Annotated in this window: 18 protein-coding genes and 1 pseudogene; 13 read left to right on the forward strand and 6 right to left on the reverse strand. The window is 64.5% G+C overall.

Going from position 1 to position 17,942, the window contains the following annotated elements; translation table 11 throughout:
- Positions 1 to 173: 173 nt before the first annotated feature.
- From FDW84_RS12655 to FDW84_RS12680, 6 genes are read left to right on the forward strand one after another with little or no spacing between them, the layout of a single operon-like run.
- Positions 174 to 986 (forward strand): glycosyltransferase family 2 protein, encoded by an 813-nt coding sequence (locus FDW84_RS12655; RefSeq protein WP_138609899.1) that lies wholly within the window; start codon positions 174 to 176, stop codon positions 984 to 986.
- Positions 983 to 2,266, forward strand: a complete 1,284-nt coding sequence (locus FDW84_RS12660; protein ID WP_240721501.1) for a lipopolysaccharide biosynthesis protein — start codon at positions 983 to 985, stop codon at positions 2,264 to 2,266. Before FDW84_RS12655 ends, FDW84_RS12660 begins: the two co-directional genes overlap by 4 nt.
- Positions 2,263 to 4,041: a glycosyltransferase gene (locus tag FDW84_RS12665; protein ID WP_138609900.1), complete on the forward strand. Its 1,779-nt coding sequence runs from the start codon at positions 2,263 to 2,265 to the stop codon at positions 4,039 to 4,041. Before FDW84_RS12660 ends, FDW84_RS12665 begins: the two co-directional genes overlap by 4 nt.
- A complete protein-coding gene (locus tag FDW84_RS12670) occupies positions 4,038 to 4,382 on the forward strand; it encodes a hypothetical protein (protein ID WP_138609901.1) in 345 nt (114 codons plus the stop codon). The genes FDW84_RS12665 and FDW84_RS12670 overlap by 4 nt, the downstream gene beginning before the upstream one ends.
- Entirely contained in the window at positions 4,367 to 4,582 is a 216-nt protein-coding gene (locus FDW84_RS12675; protein WP_138609902.1) for a hypothetical protein, read from the forward strand. Before FDW84_RS12670 ends, FDW84_RS12675 begins: the two co-directional genes overlap by 16 nt.
- On the forward strand, positions 4,579 to 5,625 hold the full coding sequence (locus FDW84_RS12680) for a metallophosphoesterase family protein (RefSeq protein ID WP_138609903.1): 1,047 nt from the start codon (positions 4,579 to 4,581) through the stop codon (positions 5,623 to 5,625). Before FDW84_RS12675 ends, FDW84_RS12680 begins: the two co-directional genes overlap by 4 nt.
- Before the next feature lie 93 nt (positions 5,626 to 5,718).
- On the opposite strand, the gene FDW84_RS12685 is transcribed toward FDW84_RS12680, so the two are convergent.
- The 3 genes and pseudogenes from FDW84_RS12685 to FDW84_RS12695 all read right to left on the reverse strand — a co-directional run bounded on the left by FDW84_RS12685 (position 5,719) and on the right by FDW84_RS12695 (position 9,960).
- Positions 5,719 to 6,378: a NeuD/PglB/VioB family sugar acetyltransferase gene (locus FDW84_RS12685; protein WP_138609904.1), complete on the reverse strand. Its 660-nt coding sequence runs from the start codon at positions 6,376 to 6,378 to the stop codon at positions 5,719 to 5,721.
- 44 nt (positions 6,379 to 6,422) lie between these two features.
- Positions 6,423 to 7,013, reverse strand: a pseudogene (locus tag FDW84_RS12690) (DegT/DnrJ/EryC1/StrS family aminotransferase); the annotation flags it as partial.
- 238 nt (positions 7,014 to 7,251) lie between these two features.
- Positions 7,252 to 9,960 (reverse strand): LuxR family transcriptional regulator, encoded by a 2,709-nt coding sequence (locus FDW84_RS12695; protein ID WP_240721502.1) that lies wholly within the window; start codon positions 9,958 to 9,960, stop codon positions 7,252 to 7,254.
- 495 nt (positions 9,961 to 10,455) lie between these two features.
- Between FDW84_RS12695 and rpsF the strand changes: the two genes are divergently transcribed.
- From rpsF to FDW84_RS12725, 6 genes are all read left to right on the forward strand, one after another.
- Entirely contained in the window at positions 10,456 to 10,761 is a 306-nt protein-coding gene (gene rpsF, locus FDW84_RS12700) for a 30S ribosomal protein S6 (protein WP_138609906.1), read from the forward strand.
- Between the two features lie 75 nt (positions 10,762 to 10,836).
- Entirely contained in the window at positions 10,837 to 11,409 is a 573-nt protein-coding gene (locus tag FDW84_RS12705) for a single-stranded DNA-binding protein (protein WP_138133575.1), read from the forward strand.
- 126 nt (positions 11,410 to 11,535) lie between these two features.
- Positions 11,536 to 11,775: a 30S ribosomal protein S18 gene (rpsR, locus tag FDW84_RS12710; RefSeq protein ID WP_003800144.1), complete on the forward strand. Its 240-nt coding sequence runs from the start codon at positions 11,536 to 11,538 to the stop codon at positions 11,773 to 11,775.
- Between the two features lie 17 nt (positions 11,776 to 11,792).
- Positions 11,793 to 12,245, forward strand: coding sequence for a 50S ribosomal protein L9 (gene rplI / locus FDW84_RS12715; RefSeq protein ID WP_138609907.1), 453 nt, complete (start codon positions 11,793 to 11,795; stop codon positions 12,243 to 12,245).
- A 112-nt stretch (positions 12,246 to 12,357) separates the two neighbouring features.
- Positions 12,358 to 13,209 carry a PhzF family phenazine biosynthesis protein gene (locus tag FDW84_RS12720; protein ID WP_138609908.1) on the forward strand — a complete coding sequence of 284 codons (852 nt, stop codon included), beginning with the start codon at positions 12,358 to 12,360 and terminating at the stop codon, positions 13,207 to 13,209.
- A gap of 91 nt (positions 13,210 to 13,300) precedes the next feature.
- The gene (locus tag FDW84_RS12725) at positions 13,301 to 13,927 is read left to right on the forward strand and encodes an FMN reductase (protein WP_138610027.1); all 627 of its coding nucleotides are present in this window, start codon (positions 13,301 to 13,303) and stop codon (positions 13,925 to 13,927) included.
- An 11-nt stretch (positions 13,928 to 13,938) separates the two neighbouring features.
- Here the strand turns inward: FDW84_RS12725 and FDW84_RS12730 are convergent, their stop codons facing one another.
- Together FDW84_RS12730 and FDW84_RS12735 are read right to left on the reverse strand one after the other, a co-directional pair.
- Complete coding sequence (locus tag FDW84_RS12730; RefSeq protein ID WP_138609909.1) at positions 13,939 to 14,508, reverse strand: hypothetical protein; 570 nt, start codon at positions 14,506 to 14,508, stop codon at positions 13,939 to 13,941.
- A gap of 2 nt (positions 14,509 to 14,510) precedes the next feature.
- Positions 14,511 to 14,786: a hypothetical protein gene (locus FDW84_RS12735; RefSeq protein WP_138609910.1), complete on the reverse strand. Its 276-nt coding sequence runs from the start codon at positions 14,784 to 14,786 to the stop codon at positions 14,511 to 14,513.
- A 656-nt stretch (positions 14,787 to 15,442) separates the two neighbouring features.
- Between FDW84_RS12735 and dnaB the strand changes: the two genes are divergently transcribed.
- A complete protein-coding gene (gene dnaB / locus FDW84_RS12740; protein WP_138133581.1) occupies positions 15,443 to 16,825 on the forward strand; it encodes a replicative DNA helicase in 1,383 nt (460 codons plus the stop codon).
- 34 nt (positions 16,826 to 16,859) lie between these two features.
- On the opposite strand, the gene FDW84_RS12745 is transcribed toward dnaB, so the two are convergent.
- Entirely contained in the window at positions 16,860 to 17,855 is a 996-nt protein-coding gene (locus tag FDW84_RS12745; protein WP_138609911.1) for an acyl-CoA thioesterase, read from the reverse strand.
- Positions 17,856 to 17,942: the final 87 nt, after the last annotated feature.

Consider the following 17,942-nt stretch of genomic DNA (forward strand, 5'->3'; position numbering starts at 1 on the left):
TCACTTTGCAGCGAAGGGGCTTGTGCTGGACAAAGCGTTGAACGGACGTCCGTGCCACCTGCTGCAAGTGCCGTCCGCATATTCGGCGGACGAGGCGTCGGATGATATTGTCCGGCACCTTGAAGAGCTGCTGCCGTCAGTCCTGGACGACCAGGCCTGAGGGGTGAGAGACAGTGACTCACAGCCCTGCCCAAGTCACCGCCGTCGTTCCCGCCCGCAACGCGGAGCACTTGCTTCCGGGCTGCCTGGACGCCCTGCGTCGGACCGGCGTTGCCGAGATCATCGTGGTGGACGGTTTGTCCACGGACCGGACAGTCGAGATCGCACGGGCGGCCGGTGCCCGGGTCCTGAGTGACGAGGGTCGCGGCCTGCCCTGGGCCCGGACTTTAGGGGTTCGAAACAGCAACACCCCTTGGGTCGTGCTCGTCGACGCGGACGTCGTCTTCGCACCCACCGGGGTGGCGGACCTGCTCGCGGAGCTGGTGGAGGACGGCTACGACGCCCTCCAGGCCGGCCTGGAAAGTGTCGCTGGTCCGGGTTACTGGGGACAGGCGCTCGCCCATCACCACCGCACCGGACGGAGCCGCAACTGGTTCGGGCTCGTAGCAACTATCGTCGACCGTGAACTTATGTTGAGTCTGGGTTTCGACGACTCGTTCAAGTCCGGCGAGGATATCGAGCTGCGCTGGCGGATGCGGAACGCAGGGCTGCGAACGGGGGTGTCACGGCGCGTCGCGGTTGAACATCGCTTCGCCGCCGACGACTTCGACTTTGCACTGGACCAGTTCATGATGGACGGAACGGGACTGGGCAAGATGATCCGCAAGCACGGCTGGCGTGGTGCGAGGCTCGCGCTGCTTCCCGCCGCCGCGGCAGTCCGGGGTAGCGCCCTGAGCCTCGTCAAGGGCCAACCCCGGTGGTTGCGTTACTACGCGGCCTTCTGCTGGTACAACTACGCGGGCGTGGTCAAGGGCATCTCCTCGTGAGTATTGTCAGAGGAAAACCCCCCCTGGACGGCATGCCCGTCCGGCACTCCGCCCTGCGCAGCTCATTCGGCCTCATTCTGGCCAAGGGCGCCCAGACGGGATCGGGTTTCGCCTTCTGGGTGGTGGCCGCGCACGCGGCGACCGACCGTGAGGTCGGGCTCACCACGGCAGCGGTCTCGGCAGTTTTGATCTGTGCACAGCTGGCGGTGCTGGGCGCCGGGTCGGCAGTGATCGTTTCAGTGGGGCGGGGTGAACCTCCCGCCCGCGTGCTGGACGCGGCGCTCGCCATTGTGGCTGTAGCCAGCACGGCTCTTGCCCTCGGGTACCTCGTGCTGGAGGCGGTCGTGGCCCCGGAGACGGCATCGGTATCGGTGCTCTTTTGGCTCATGTTCATTTTTGCCGCCGTCACCGGGACACTGGGCACCGTGCTGGACCAGGCGCTCGTGGCGCTAGGGCGCGGTGCCAGTGCGACCCTGCGGTACACGCTGGGCGGCCTGGTTTCACTTGGGGCTGTGGCAGTGGTGGCTTGGCAGGTGCACCGTTCGTCGGCGGACGTGCTGATGGCGTGCTGGACCGTCGGCACGGCCCTGACGTGCTTGGTCGGTATGATTCAGCTGAGAAGGCTCGTCGGCTACCGGCCTCGTCCGTCACTGCATCCGGCACGCGGCCGTCCGCTGCTGGCACTGGGCATTCCAAACCAGCTCCTCACCCTCACCGAGCGCGCCCCCGGGCTGCTGTTGCCGCCCCTGCTCGCGCATATGGTGGCACCGGAAGCCGCTGCCTACTGGTATCCGGCCTGGATGATGGCGTGGGCTGCCTACACAGCGCCCATGCTGATGGGCATTGTTCAGTTCTCCGAGGGTGTCCGGGAGCCTGCCCGCCTCGTCTCGACTACGTGGGCGACTCTCCGCTGGTCGCTCGCGATAGGAGGCCTGGCTGCCGCCGTCCTTATCGTCTTCGCCCGCCCGCTGCTCCATCTGCTGGGGCACCGGTACGCCGAGGCATCAACAGACGCGCTCCGGTGGCTGGCCGCCGGCGTGGTTGCCTATGCGGTGCTCCAGGCCTACAACGCTGTGTGCCGGGCCCGTGGCCACTACGTTGAGGCCATCACGGTGGGCGTGGTTCTTGCAATTGCCCTCTGCGGCTCAGCACTGTCCGCCGCCGAAAGGGGTGCCAGCGCCATGGCCCTGACGTGGCTGGTAGTGCTCTCAATCGGAGCCCTGGCGGTCGGCCTTCGGCTGGTCACAGTCCTACGGCGCGTTAAACAGGAGGTAACATGACCAGCACACTTGATACGCCCAACCGCACAGAGCGGCGCTGGAAGACCCGTGACCTGTGGCTCTCGCTCGCGGGCCTCGTGTCGCTGGCCCTTGCCGTGGGGGCCGCCGCCTCTGTGGTCCTGCCCGTAAGCAGCGATCTGGGACTTGCGGCTGTACTCCCTTACCCGTACTGGGTGGGGGTCCTGCTGCTGAACGCCACCTTCTTCGTGGCGCTGCGGGGGGACGCCACGGGTCCAGCGAGCCGCCCTGTCATGATGTGGCTCCTCGCGGTGCAAGTGATCGTGCTTTTTGGGGTCGCAGCGCTCGTGACAGATGTCCCTCGCGGTGAGGTGGCTTTCCGTCACCTGGGCATTGCCGACGCCCTCAGTGACATGCAGCGGGTCGATCCGAATATCGACGCGTACTTCAACTGGCCGGGCTTCTTCGCCCTTTTGGCGACGGTGCTTGAGGCAACCGGTCTCGACCCGGTGACCGTTGCTCTGTGGGCACCTGTGTTCAATGTGGGTCTGTGGCTCGCTGCCGTGGCCGTGATCACCGGTTATCTGACCCGGGATCCGCGGCGGCGTTGGCTCGTTTTGTGGCTCTTCTGCCTCGGCAACTGGCAGGACCAGGACTACCTGTCCCCGCAGGCCTTCGGCGTCTTCCTGTACTTTGTCGTGGTTGCGATGCTCGTCGGTCCGTTGGCCGCCCGGTCCGACAAGTTCCCCGGTTTGCGACGTGCCGCCCTGGCTGCCTGGTGGCGGGGGCGGTCACCGGCCGAGCCCCGCCCCGGGCACCGGGTGGGCGCTCTCGCCGTGGTCCTCTTGCTCATCCCGGTCATCACCGCGAGCCACCAGCTGACGCCCTTCATGCTGCTCATTGTCATTACCACTCTCACCCTGAGCGGACGTGTGTGGCCCAGCCGCCTGCCCCTGATCGCCGGCGTCGTGCTGGTGCTCTGGCTTGTCTACCCCGCGAGTACTTACTTGGCCGGGCACCCGCCCATTGAGGACGCAGGACTGCAGATTGCGGCTGAGGCGAACGTCGTCGAGCGTGTGAGCGGGACTGCCGGGCATCTGCTCGTGGTGCAGCTTCGGGTCGTTCTCACAGTTGTGCTGTGGGTGCTTGCCGCTGTGGGGGCGGTGCTCGCCTGGCGCAGAGGGCGCCTCGACATGAGGGTGGTCCTCCTCGCCGTTTCCCCACTGCTGCTCTTCCCCGCACAGGCGTACGGCGGCGAAATGCTGATCCGCGTTTCTTTGTTCGCGCTGCCCTTCATCGCCTTGCTGGCCTGCTCGGTCCTGCTTCCGGGAGACGGCAGCACACAACCGTCTCCGCGGGCGGCGGGAGGCCTTGCGCTCACCTGTTTCCTGCTGGCCGTGCTGACAGTGACCGGCCGGTTCGGAAACGCCCAGTATGACGTCTTCACCGACAGTGAGATGGATGCAGTCGCCACCGTGGAGCGTCTCGCGCCTCCTGGCTCGACAATCCTCTCTGCTGCCCATCCGACGCCCTGGCGCAGCGATTCCTACCTCGAACACCGGTACCGGACGATGGATGATCTGTGCCAGGAGGACTTCACGACGGCGACGTGCGGTCCGATCGTCTACAACTACGCTGCGCAGAACCCGAACGGCGCCCACTTGCTCTTCATGCGGTCGACAGAGGCGAGTGTGGTGCTACAGGGTGACAGCAGCACCCAAGGATTCGCAGAGTTTGAGGAGTGGCTTAGCATGCAGAACGGCGTGGAGCTTGTATTCAGTAACACGGATGCACGCATCTATCGGGTGACGCCATGAGGAGTGTCAGTCGGCCCACCGCCGCGGTCGGCCTCGCGGCCGTCGCGCTGGCGCTGGTAACGCTCTTGGGGCTGCCGACACCGCTGCAGGCAGTGGCGGTGACAGTCGTCCTGGTGCTGCTCCCGGGGCACGCGCTTGCCCGGCTCACCCAGGTGACCGACCTCCCGCTCGCCGCGCTTCTCGTGCCGGCGCTCGGCCTCGCCGCGCTGACGGCTGTGTCCACGACGATGTTCTACCTCGCCGTGTGGTCGTGGCAGGCGTGCGTCCTCACGATGAGTCTTATCACCGTGCTTGCGTGCGTCGCACGCGTACGTCAGGAGGCAAAATGGCAATTGAGTTGATCGACATTGCGGGACTGTTAATGGCTGCCGTCCTGCTCGTCACCCTCGTTACCCTTGAGGTCCGGCATGCCGGGCCGGACCTAGGGCAAGCCACCCGCCCAAGGCACTTCGGCCAAGCTGCGGGCCGCATTGCCGTCGCCGTCTTATGGATAGTGTGCCTGCTCCTCTTCCTTCCACGCCTGCTGGAGCTGCTCACGTGAACCGGGCAGTGCGGTGGTTGCTCCTCAGTGATCTCCACCTCGGCATCTCAGAGGAGGACCCGCGGCGCCCCGGCAAAGTGCTGCCTGGGTTCCTTCGCCGCGAGGTGCTTGCAGCCTCCGGTTCGCAGCAGCATGTCGTTTTCGTCGGGGACACCTTTGAACTTGTCAGTCTGGGGGAGGACGAGAGCTTGGCCCGGCTCGAGTCCATCCTCACCCGGCACCCCATGACGCTCCAAGCTTTGAAGGCGTGCGCGGCGGGGGGTGTGCAGCTGCACTTTGTATGCGGTAACCACGACGTGGAACTGGCCCGGCCCTCGGTTGCCGCCCGCCTGTCGGCGCTGCTGTCACCCGCCGGGCCCAGCCAGGTCCGGGTGCACCCCTGGTTCCTGCACGTGCCCCAGGTGCTCGTGGCCGAGCACGGGCACCAACACCACGCGCTGCACCGGATACCCGAGGTCCTCCGCACAGCAATCAACGGCACGGACGGGCTTGATAAGCCACCGCTTGCCGCGTGGCACAGCTATCCGCCGAAACCACGTCTGAGCCGTGCCGGGGCCCTTGCGCGGGCCTGCCTGGCGTCGGAGCGCGCGGAACGTCGCGTCCGAAAACTGGGGTATGACGAGCTGTTGCAGACCGAGTCGCTGCGGCTCGCGCTCGACGGGGCGGCAGTCCGGGACCTGGCACGCCTGTCCCGGTTCCGGACCGTGTCGGCGCTCCCGGTCGCAGCGTCACGCATGTTGTTAGGAGCTGCCGGGCTCAGAGCCACCGGTGAGGACGCCCCTCCGGCAGCGGGCCGGGTTGCACGTACCCTTGAGGCATATGGTTCCGGCGTTGCCTGGTACATCTCGGGCCACACCCACAGGGCCCTCGAGTCGGAAATCCCTGCTTCGCCCACCAGATACGTCAACACCGGCACGTGGTCTTCGGACGTCCGTGGTGGCGGCCCTGACCAGGCCGACCGCGGCGCATTTCCGTATGCGGTGGTTGAGGTTGCCCCCAGCGGCGCTGTCACCGGTGGTCTGCGGTACTGGCGTGCGGACTGAGCAGTACGGCGTGCGACGTGGCCGGCGTGGCGGCGCTGCACCTCCCGCGATACGGATCGGAGGGGGCCCGGCATCCAGTTGAAACGGGCGCCCTCATCGTCCATTCCCCAGGCCGAACGCGTCCGGGTCGATTGGGTGGGCCGGGACGCCTACCCAGGTCTCGCCGTCGGGGACATTGCTCAGTACGGCGGCACCCATGCCGACGGTGGCGTACTCCCCCACCGATGTCCGTTCCCTGACGCTGGAGTTCATGCCCAGATAGGCCCCCCGCCCGATCCGTACCCCTCCGCCCACGGACACCCCGGCGGCGAACGTGGCGAAGTCCGCCACGTCGTCGTCGTGGGTGAAGGTCACTGAAGGCATGGCCACCACATGGGACCCCAAGGTGACCGAGGCCGTCAGGGTTACGTTCCGCAGAAGGATGCTGCCGCGCCCGATCCTGCACCCCTCGGGGGGCTGCACGGTGGGGTCTATTGCCGTGGCGTAGCGGGCCTCGTGCAGGCCCATGACTGTCAGGCGCTCCACCACCGCCTCCCTCGCCCTTCCGGACGCGATACATACGAGGACAAATGCGTGTGTGTACTTGGGGGCATCATCGATGCTGCCAAGGACCGGCGCGCCATCTACTGTGACGCCCGCCATTTCCTTGTCGTCATCGAGCAGGCCCACGACGTCATACTGGCCACTGCCGCGCACCATGGCCAGGACCTCGCGGGCCAGGCCGGTCGCTGCGATGAGGATGAGTTCACTCACGGCCGCGCTCCCGCGGCCGCACGGATGCACGTCATAACCCGCTCCATCCCGCCTTCACCCGTGGTGAGGATTTTGCCCTCGTGGAACGACCACACGGCCGCGTCCGCCCAGGTGCCCACAGGCCTGTCTCTGTAGCGGGAACCTATGGCGCAGGCGGCGTCTTCGATGATGGTGATCCCGTGCCGGTCGCACAGCTCGCGGATCGGGTCCAGGTCAACCGGGACGCCGCCCTGATCCACCACGATCACAGCCCGCGTGTCCGGCGTGAGCGCTGCCCGGATAGTTTCCGCGGTCACGTTGCCCGTGGCCGGGTCAACATCGCAGAACACCGGACGTGCACCGACATACGTCACTGCATTGGCGGTGGCAATAAAAGCAAGGGAAGGCACGACGACGTCGTCCCCGGCGCCGATGCCGGCCACCACCAGGGCGAGGTGCAGCGCAGTGGTGCAGCTGGACGTCGCTACGGCGTGAGGAACCTCCTGCGCGGCGCTGAAGTCCGCTTCGAACTGCTTGACCTTCGCTCCCTGGGTTATCCAGCCGGAGGCAAGCACCTCTGCAAGGGCCCTTGCCTCCTCCTCACCGAGCCAGGGCTTCAAAACGCTGATCCGGGCGAGGGCTGCTTCCGTGCTCACCGGGCACCCACTTTCCTTGTCATGACGATGAGTCCCGCCCAGCGCGTTGGGACCCGGCAACTGGTGCCTCGACCATGATTACCCCTTCCGCATGTGCCCACTGTGCTCAGGCTGTGATGCAAAATTACTCCGGCGAAGCTGGCTATGGCGGGGAAAGCCAAGTCTCTGTGGGCGCGTGGACTGAACAGTGTGGAAACTGCGGGTACCTGCGGTGATGGCGCAATTGACCCAGGCTCGCCTAGAGGACGGGCATGACGTATGGCTCGCGCGCCGTAGCTTCCTTACCTGCTGCCAGGGCGGTCAGCTGGGCGCGTGATTCCACGCCCAGTTTTCGGTAGATGGCAGTGAGGCGCACTTCCACGGTCCGGACGGACACGTAAAGCTTGGCTGCGATTTCCTTGTTCCGCATCCCTCGCGCCACCATTTTTGCCAGTGCCCATTCATGGTCAGCGAGCATGAGCACGGCGGGGTTGCCAGCGGCGGGCATGGGCTCCACTCGCTCGTCCAGCAGCAGGGAATCCACTTGCTGGGTCCAGGCATCGGCTCCGGCTTCGTCGAACATCACTTTCGCGCGCAGCAGCCCGTCCCGGGCTTCGCGCAGCCGGCCGAATGCACCCAGGCGTTCCGCGTAGCAGAGGGTTGTCCGGGCCCTTTCCAGCACGGCCTGGCGTGAGATCCTGCCCTCCAGCGCCTGGTTGAACAGCTGCAGGGACTGTTCACCGTCGGCCAGCATGGCCCGGCTACGGGCAACAGCGGACATGAGCCAGGGTGAGCGCAGGCCCACCGAACGGCTCTCTAAACGGGCAAGCGCCTGGGTGGCTTCCTGGTGCCGTCCCAGCCGAACGAGAACCTCCACCAGGTCCGCCTCGCATCGCAGCAGGGTGGGGTTGCGGAAGACCATGCCGATCTCAGCAGCCCGGGACAACTGCGCGAATGACTCCGCGAGGTTGCCGCGTATGAGAGCAAAGTGCCCTTGGTACGCGGCCAGTTGGGCAGCGATAGCCGGATGGCTTTCAGGGCCGGAGGAATGCTGCGCCTCCGCCACATGTACGCGTGCCAGCGCTTCGTCACCCAAAGCGTGCGCCCGCCACACCCGGAACATGTGCCGCATCCCGCGATGGTATTTCGTCTCCGGCTCAGAAAGTTCCAAGTCTTCTATGAGTTTGATTGCCTGCCGGACATTACCGGCGCGGATCTCGTTGTCCACCGCAAGGAAGGCTGCGGTTTCCCGCCAGATGGTGTTGTTCGCGTCACTGGAGTTGCCGACCATGGTGAACGCCTCCCGGGCGAGCTCATGGTGTTCCGCATAGCTCAGGGAGCGGCCCTGGACCAGGAGCGCCGCCACCGTGTCACTTCCGCCAGCCTCGTGGTTACGGCCCACCTGTTCCGTGTTTCCGCCGATGGCCTCAATGAGTAGCCTGGCGCGTCCCATAATCTCCAGGCAGTCCAGGGACGCGGAATTTCGGAACTTCTCGCTGTACTGCAGCAGGTTGACTGCGTCCTCCAGCTCCCAGCGCTCTGCGTAGTAGAGGGAACCGATGGCCAGCAGCCTTGAGGCGAATCCGCGATCGTGCTGGCCGAAATCCCTCACCAGGCGCAGCACCAGGCTGGAGCGTACCGAGGCTCCCTGGATGAACTGGATCTGGAAGGCAAGTCCGGTCAGGCGAAGGACCAGGGCAGGGTTATTCGTTAACCGCTGTGCCCAGGCCAGGTAGCGCTTTGCGTAGACAAACTCACCCCTGTTGAACAGCAGTTCAGCCAAGGTGGCGAGACGGACGGCAGTACCGGCCTCCCAAGGGTTGATGGTAAGGGCACGTTCAATGTATTCGACGGCGAAGGTGATTGCCCCGGTGCGGATGAGGTCAACGGCGAGCTGGAGGAGCCCGAACGGCGTCTGCCGCTCTAACGCGGTAAAGCTGAGGTGCCACCGCCGGGCATAGCGGTCGGTGGTACCGGCCGCTTCCGCGATAGCCCGGTGGTTGGCCGTACGCAGTGACGGCGTCATCGCCGCGAAGATGTAACCGCGGAGCAGCTGGTCCTGGATCCGAACATGTGATCCGGCCCTGCTGACCAACCCGGCGGCCAGGAGTTCATCAATCCCGGGCCACAGCTGGTCGCAAATCTTTTCCAGCGTCGCGATGTCGCTCCGGTAGGACAACGAGAGGAGGTCCAGCACGCGGCGGGCGTCCTGGGTCAGCCCTCCTACTGTCGCAGCGAACTCGGATTTGAAGCTGCCCTTGCAGGGCAGTGGCACCGGAAGTGCATATTTCCCTTCCGCCTGCCGTTGAAGCAGGCAGGTGTAGAGCTCGACGGCGGCGAGCGGGTTGCCTTTGGTCGCGGCGGCAACCGTATGGACGGCGGCTGTAGCGGTCTGGGGTGCCGGGATTGACTCGAGCATCCGGACGGTGTCGTTGTAGCTCAAGGGCCTCAGTTGAAGGGTTGGCAGGCCCGTGAACCTGCCGTCATGAGCTTCTTCACGCATGCTGACGATCAGCGCGGTGTCGGTTCGGGAAAGGCGGCGCGCCAGGTATCCGATCACCGCTTGGCTGCTGGGATCCAGCTGGTCAGCGTCGTCAATGACAATGACCATCCTTGAAGACGAGCGCTGTTGCAGGCCGCTGAGGAGCATCGCGGAGGCCGTGGGGACGTCGATGGCGCTGGCGGAATGACGAAGCAGCTCGTCGGCAAAGCGGTTGAGGGCGGGAACCTCGATTCCGCTCAGGAGTGCTGTCAGGCCGGAGAACGGCCAGTCGGATTCTGATGCGCTTGCCCGCAGGAAGACATTCGGGTAGTCGGAGAGCCTTGGGATCTCAGACAACAGCGATGTTTTTCCCACCCCACGCATGCCTACAACGGCAAGTGAGGACTCCTTGGGCCCCCGGATCACGGAAAGGATCCGCTCCAGCTCCCTGCTTCGGCCAACTAACGACATGTGGTCCCCATCCATCGAAGAAGGAGACCTGTATCCCTTTGTCAAGTGCCGGTCCGCTTAGCGCGTCCGTAACGGTACCCAGCCGTTGCTTGCCAATATAGCTTCGATCCACAACGCGCACCAGAGACATCTGGGGTTCGAATATCCCGTGGAGCATGGAAGTTCCTCGTTGCATTCACCCCAGTCATTGCGGGCAGCCGCCGCCCAGCCGCACTGATGCTGCTGATGCGGCCAGTCCTTCAGGGGTCCTGGGTACGGTCCCGGTCCGGCTGCATGCTATCGGGCGGGCAGTTTTCCACATACAACCCCATGCTCTACCCGCCCGCAACGGTGGCGGTTTAGGCTCGAAGTCAAGCGCGAATCGCCTATCCGGTCCATATGCACTAAGATATTGAAGTCTGTGCTGCGTCCTGCCTCCGTTCCGTCGGCGGGGCTTCGCACGGTATCGCAAATGAACCTCCTGTTACGGAAATGCCGTAACCGCTTAGCCCAAAGGAGGTGGGTTCACATATGCGTCCTTACGAATTGATGGTAATCATCGACCCCGAGGTCGAAGAGCGTACCGTTGAGCCGTCGCTTCAGAAGTTCCTGAACGTCATCACCAACGATGGTGGAACCATCGAAAAGGTTGACATCTGGGGCCGTCGCCGTCTGGCTTACGACATCAAGAAGAAGTCTGAAGGTATCTACGCCGTGGTGAACTTCACCGCCAAGCCGGAAACCGCCAAGGAACTTGACCGCCAGCTGTCTCTTAACGAGACCATCATGCGCACCAAGATCATCCGCCCTGAAGAGCAGAAGGTTGTTGCTGAGTAATTTCAGCACCGAACTTCATTCTTTACCCCGCAGGAAACGCACTCTTCACCCAAGGCTCGAACAAGGAGGCAGTAGATGGCAGGCGAAACCACCATTACGGTCATCGGTAATCTCACCAATGACCCGGAATTGCGGTTCACACCGTCCGGTTCGGCAGTAGCGAACTTCACCATCGCTTCCACCCCGCGCACCTTTGACCGTCAGTCGAATGAGTGGAAGGACGGGGAAACCCTGTTCCTCCGCGCTGCCGTCTGGCGTGAAGCAGCCGAGAACGTCGCCGAGTCCCTCACCAAGGGCATGCGCGTGATTGTCACCGGCCGCCTGAAGAGCCGTTCCTACGAAACCAAAGAAGGCGAAAAGCGCACCGTCATCGAGCTTGAGGTCGACGAAATCGGCCCAAGCCTGCGCTATGCCAACGCCAAGGTCAACCGTACCCAGCGCTCCGGCGGGGGTCAGGGCGGCTTCGGCGGCGGCAACAGCGGCGGCGGCTTCGGGGGAGGCAACCCTGGTGGAAACCAGGGCGGCAACTCCGGCGGAGGATGGGGCGGCGGCAACCAGCAGGCTGCACAGGACGATCCCTGGGCAACGCCCGGAGTGTCCAACGCAGGCGGCTGGGGCAACGGCCCGGATTCTGAACCACCCTTCTAAAACACTAATTAAGGCCCGACGCCGGGACCGCAGCGGTTGCCTTTGGCACCTGTGCGGATGCCGCCGTCGGACCACCACCATCCCGTGGATTACGATCCACGGGCTCCCTAGAATAGGAGCTCCACGATGGCTAAGGCTGAACTCCGTAAGCCCAAACCAAAGTCCAACCCCTTGAAGGCCGCTGACATCACTGTCATCGACTACAAGGACGTAGCATTGCTGCGCAAGTTCATCTCCGACCGCGGCAAGATCCGCGCCCGTCGCGTTACTGGCGTTACGGTGCAGGAACAGCGCAAGATCGCCCAGGCGATCAAGAACGCCCGCGAAGTTGCCCTGCTGCCTTACTCCGGCGCTGGCCGCGGCTAAGGAAGGGATTAACTAACATGGCAAAGCTCATTCTGACCCACGAAGTAACCGGTCTCGGTGCTGCTGGCGACGTTGTTGAGGTCAAGGACGGTTACGCACGTAACTACCTGCTGCCCCGCAACTTCGCCCTGACCTGGACGAAGGGCGGCGAAAAGCAGGTTGAGTCCATCAAGGCTGCCCGCACTGCCCGCGAGCACGCTTCCCTGGAAGATGCTCAGAAGCAGGCTGCCGCACTGCAGTCCAAGCCCGTCAAGCTTGTTGTCAAGGCCGGCGAAACCGGACGCCTGTTCGGCACCGTCAAGCAGGGCGACGTTGCTGCTGCCGTTGAGGCCGCTGGCCTCGGCAGCATCGACAAGCGCAAGGTTGAACTGCCCGTGCACATCAAGTCCGTTGGTTCATACCAGGCAAACGTCCGTCTGCACGAGGATGTTGCTGCTGTCATCGAACTCGACGTCATAGCAAGCAAGTAGTCTTTAGGCCAACAGCCCTGACTGCACGGGAGACCCCCGCCGCCGGACACCGGCAGCGGGGGTTTTTTGTGCGCCGCGTGCTGCCAGTCACTGGCGGTGATAGCCTGCACCGGTGACTTCCGAAGCCCCCCGCAGCCGCCCCTTCCACCAGGTCGATGTCTTCTCCAGTGAGCCGTACCGCGGCAACCCGCTTGCCGTCGTCGTGGATGGCGAGGGGATGACTGCCGAGCAGATGCAGCAGTTCGCCAACTGGACCAATCTGTCCGAAACCACCTTCCTTTTGCCCCCGACGGATTCCCGCGCCGACTACCGGGTCAGGATCTTCACCGGCAATGAAGAGTTTCCCTTCGCGGGCCACCCCACACTGGGTTCGGCACACACCTGGCTCGAGTCCGGCGGCATGCCCCAGTCCGATGGCTTTCTTGTGCAGGAGTGCGCTGCCGGCCTTGTCCGGGTGAAGTCTGACGACGGCCGGCTGGCCTTCGCGGCACCGCCACTGACGCGCTTTGGTCCCGTGGATGAAAGCCTAAGGCGCCAAATTGGGGCGTCCCTGGGGCTGCCTGATGCCGAGCTGCTGGACGCCTCATGGTTGGTAAATGGCCCCGAATGGATCGGTGTGCTGCTTCGTTCCGCCCAACAGGTCAGGGCGCTCAAGCCCGATTTCGTGGCCATGGGGAGCCTGAAGCTCGGTGTCATAGGCCCCGAACAAGGGCCCGCTGGCACCGATTTCGAAGTCCGCACCTTCATCCCAGGCGATGCCGCCCTGGAAGATCCTGTCACCGGCAGCTTCAACGCCGGTGCAGCGCAGTGGCTGATCGGCAGCGGACGAGCGCCCAAGCAGTATGTTGCTGCCCAGGGAACCATGCTGGGCAGGGCGGGCCGGGTACACATCAGCGCCGAGGGCGGGGACATTTGGATAGGCGGTGACTCGACCACCTGCATCCGCGGGTCGGTGCTGGTGTAGTCGGGCCGGGAATACCCGCGGCCTCCCAACAGTTCAGCTAATACATGCATATGCATGTAGCATGAGATTGAACGAGCCACAGGAGAATGTCATGGAAGCCCGCCGCATCACCGTCCTATCCGCCGGACTCGGCGTACCGTCCTCGAGCCGCCTGCTGGCTGACCAGCTGGCTGCCTCGGCCGAGCGGCAGCTGCGCGACGCCGGCTTCAGCGTGAGCGTGGATGTGGTGGAACTTCGTGACCTGGCCGTGGACATTGCGAACAATTTCGTGACCGGCTACGCTGCACCCCGCCTGGCCGAGGTGATTGCCAGCCTGGAGGCCTCGGACGGCATCATCGCGGTCTCGCCGGTCTTCAGCGCATCCTACAGCGGGCTGTTCAAGTCGTTCATCGACGTCCTTGATCCCAAGTCGCTGGAGGGGAAGGCCGTCCTGCTGGGCGCCACCGGCGGCACGGACCGGCACCAAATGGTTTTGGACTACGCCATGCGCCCGCTGTTCAGCTACCTCCGCACCAGGATGACTGCCACGGCCGTCTTTGCCGGGCCCCAGGACTGGGGGACCACGGACGACGGCGATTCGTCGCTTGCAGAGCGGATTGACCGGGCTGCCGGAGAGTTCAGCCGCCTCCTCGAGGGCCCTCAGCCGGGCCGCAAGCCCGCCCCCATGGAATCCCTGCCGTTCGAGCAGCTGCTGGCCGGGATTTCCGGGAACGGCTGACGGTTTCAGACCTAGTCGTCCAGCAGCTCGATGAATTCCCTGGCCTGCTTCATGGAAATATCAGAGTGCCGGGTGAGCGCAGTGGCGGCAGCCTCCCTGTCCCCGTTGCGCGCCAGGGTGCGGATCCGGCCGTAGATTTCGTCGTTCAGCATGTTGCTGCTGACCTCACGGGTCACATCACCTTTGCTGGCGATGGCGCGGTAGCGGTACGGGAACCGCTGGGGGACATCGTCTTCGTCATCGGCTTCTGCGGGAGGAGCCTCCGGGCCCCGATAGGGCTGGGGGTGTGCTGCCAGGGCTCCGACGGCGTCGCGTGAGGCGCGCAGCCCGTCGCCGGTGACTTCGTAGTACAGCTTGATGGCCGCCATGGCCTGGCCTTGCGCGATGAGTGCATAGAGACGGCGGTGTTCCTCTTCCGAGAGCTTCGCGGCCGCCGCGCGGGCGAGGTCGGCCTGGTTAGCGGCCGGTGTTGGAGGCACCGAGTCGGCAGTTGCCTGTCGCCGGGCCACCGCCCGTGCCGCGACGATGACTCCAGCAGCCACGGCCAGCAGGATGAGGACAGGGACCACAAGCGATTCCATTTTTAAGGCCGTTCTCTGTACTTCCTGGCCGTAGCCAGGTCTGATTGCATCGCCTGGACGTTTTGGCTTGGCCGCGTCTTGGCCTCCAGCCGGGTCCGTGCAGCCATAGCGGCCTGGACCTGGGCGGCGTAATGCCGGGCCGAGCGGTCGGCCAGGTCACGCTGGTATTTTTCGGCATCGGACACGCCTGAACTGCGCGGGCTGAGGGCGGTGGCCAGCCCCCAGATGAGCGCCACCAAAACGATTGCCGGCAGCAGCACCAGCAGCAGTTCGCCCATATATAGAGCTTATGCCAGATCCCGTTTATCCACAGCAATATGCATGCCTCGGCATAGGGGCGGGGTTCGCGGGCAGTGCGGTCCGCTGCCGGCATATTCCGGTGGTGGCCCACCTGTGAATGAGCTGGGTCACGGCTCCTTGGGACGGCACCACGTGACCTTGGCGCCCCCATGGCCTGTGGATGAAATTCTGTGGAAGAAATATTTACTCCACATGCTTGGGTCAGTGTTTCCGCAGGTCAGACGACTAGAGCCAGACAAACTTTTTTTCTTTCCACAGCCTTTCCCACAGGCTGTGCACAAGCTATGCCGCCTACTGCACAGGTTGTCCACAGGCGGGCCGGCATGCTGGCTTGGTGGCTGGAGCGAGGGGGGCTAGCGTAGCGGGGTGCCTGTTATTCAGGGTTCCCAAGATCCCGGACCGGTGCTGAAACGGCACTCCCACGGAACTGCGGGAACCCGAACAAAGGCCTGCTGTGGAAAAGCTGTGGATGGTGGGGATAACTCTCGGTGTTCCAGCCAGGCACGGCCGGCGCCCTGCAGTGTCTGAGCCCGCTGGTACACCTGAAGAGGCAGCGGGGCACGGCTTGCGGGCAACGCCACAGCAGGATGGTTAAGTACCGGGCGGGTCCCGGATCACAGGGAGGACGGCAGCTTTGTCAATCGCGCATCTGGACCCGGTCGAGGCAACCCGAGGATCGGATGCGAGCCGGAAGCCGCCGCAGGACATCGCCGCGGAGCAGTCCGTCCTGGGCGGCATGATGCTGTCAAAGGACGCAATCGCGGACGTTGTTGAGATCCTCCGCGGCCAGGACTTCTACCGTCCCGCCCACGAGACGATTTACGAAGCCATCATCGACCTCTATGGCCGGGGTGAGCCCGCTGACGCCGTTACAGTCTCCGATGAACTGACGAAACGCGCCGAGATCAACAGGATTGGCGGGCCGGCCTACCTGCACGAGCTGATCCAGACCGTCCCCACAGCGGCCAACGCCGGGTACTACGCCGAGATCGTGGCCGAGCGCGCCGTCCTGCGCCGCCTGGTCAATGCCGGCACCAAGATCGTCCAGCTGGGATACGGCTCGGACGGCGAGGTGGAGGACCTGGTGAACCAGGCCCAGGCTGAGGTCTACGCGGTGGCCGAGCGGCGGACCGCCGAGGATTACGTGGTCCTCAAGGACGTCATGGAGTCCACGGTGGACGAGATCGAGGCGTCCGGCCACCGGGGTGAGGGCATGACCGGCGTTCCCACAGGTTTTTATGAGCTTGACGAGCTGACGCACGGGCTTCACCCGGGCCAGATGATTGTCATTGCTGCCCGCCCCGCTGTGGGTAAATCCACGTTCGCCCTGGACTTTGCCCGCTCCGCCGCCATCAAGAACAACCTGTCCACGGTGATGTTCTCGCTGGAAATGGGCCGCAATGAAATCGCCATGCGCCTTCTTTCCGCAGAGGCGACCATCGGCCTGCAGGACCTGCGCAAGGGAACCATCAAGGACGAGCAGTGGTCCAAGATTGCCACCACCATGGGCCGGATGAACGATGCCCCACTGTTCATCGACGACAGCCCCAACATGTCGTTGATGGAAATCCGCGCCAAGTGCCGCCGCCTGAAGCAGCAGCATGACCTCAAGCTCGTCATCCTCGACTATCTTCAGCTGATGAGCTCCGGTAAGAAGGTGGAGTCGCGCCAGCAGGAAGTCTCCGAGTTTTCGCGTGCGCTGAAACTGTTGGCAAAGGAGCTGCAGGTGCCGGTCATTGCGCTGTCACAGCTGAACCGCGGCTCGGAACAGCGCCAGGACAAGCGGCCCATGGTCTCGGACCTTCGTGAATCCGGTTCCATCGAGCAGGACGCTGACATGGTCATCCTGCTCCACCGCGAGGACGTGTACGACAAGGAGTCACCGCGGGCCGGTGAAGCCGACATCCTCGTGGCCAAGCACCGTAACGGCCCCACCAAGGACATCGTGGTGGCCTTCCAGGGCCACTACTCCCGGTTTGCCAACATGGCGGCTGACGCCGGCGGGGGCGGCTTCTAGCCAGGCCGTCCATGCCGGGGCCAGGTGGCGAGCTTCAGCCGGCAGCGGGGGCTGGGTCCGAAACCTGTTCCAGCAGATGGTTGGGCAGGCGGTTGCCCGGGGCAGTCCCCCGGATCTCCAGCAGCTCCCTGGCATGGGCGTGCAGCTGCTTGTCCTCCTCGCTGACCGGCACCCAGGCGGGGACAGGCACGGAGTTGCCCTCGTCGTCGCGCGCCACCATGACCGTCAGGCAGTAGGTGGTGAGGTTCAGCTCGCGGCTCTTGGGGTCCCCCGAGCGGACGTGCACGGCAATGTGCATGCCCTTGCTGCCCGTGTAGACCAAACGTGCCTCCACCTCAACCACGTGGCCGATCAGCAGCGGCCGGTAGAACCGGACTCCGCCGGAGAACACTGCCACGGTATCCATCCCGCAGTAGCGGGTGGCGCACACGTAGGCGGCCTCATCGATCCACTTCATTACGATTCCGCCGTGCACTTTACCGCCCCAGTTCACGTCAGTGGGCGCGGCCATGAAGCGCAAAACCACCCGCTCGGCCGTGCCGGCGTCGGTATATTCCTGCCGGTTCATGGCTTCCACAATCTGCTCGCGGACCTTGATCCGGGCCAGGGCATGGTCCCGTTGTTCGATTTCCCCGGCGCTTACCGGCTCGAACTGCTTGACCGGGATCGGCTTCCCGTCCTCGCCCACCGCCACGAAAATGACCATGCACTGGCTCCGCATGGTTGCGGGGCCGCCCTTGGGATCCCCCGAGGAAACCACGGTCCGGATATGCATCGAGGAGCGTCCGGTGTAGACGATGGTGGCCTCAACCTCCACCATGTCGCCGCTGTTGACGGGATCAGCAAAATGGATGTTCCCCACGTAGGCGGTGACGCAGTATGACTTCGCCCAGCCAACTGCTGCCGCATACGCCGCCTTGTCCACCCACTCCAGCACCGTTCCGGCATCCACGGAGCCGCTGTGGCCCACGTCCGTGGGGGCGGCCAGGAAGCGAAGGGTCACGGAATTGGTGGCATGGGTCTCGGTCATGCTGCGATCATACTGAGGCGCAGTGTTACCGGCGGGTTGGAGTCAAGCAAGGCCGGCACGTTCCTGCCAACGCCACTGCCCCGCCCG

The sequence above is a fragment of the Pseudarthrobacter sp. NamE5 genome, from assembly GCF_005796225.1.
Lineage (GTDB): Bacteria > Actinomycetota > Actinomycetes > Actinomycetales > Micrococcaceae > Arthrobacter.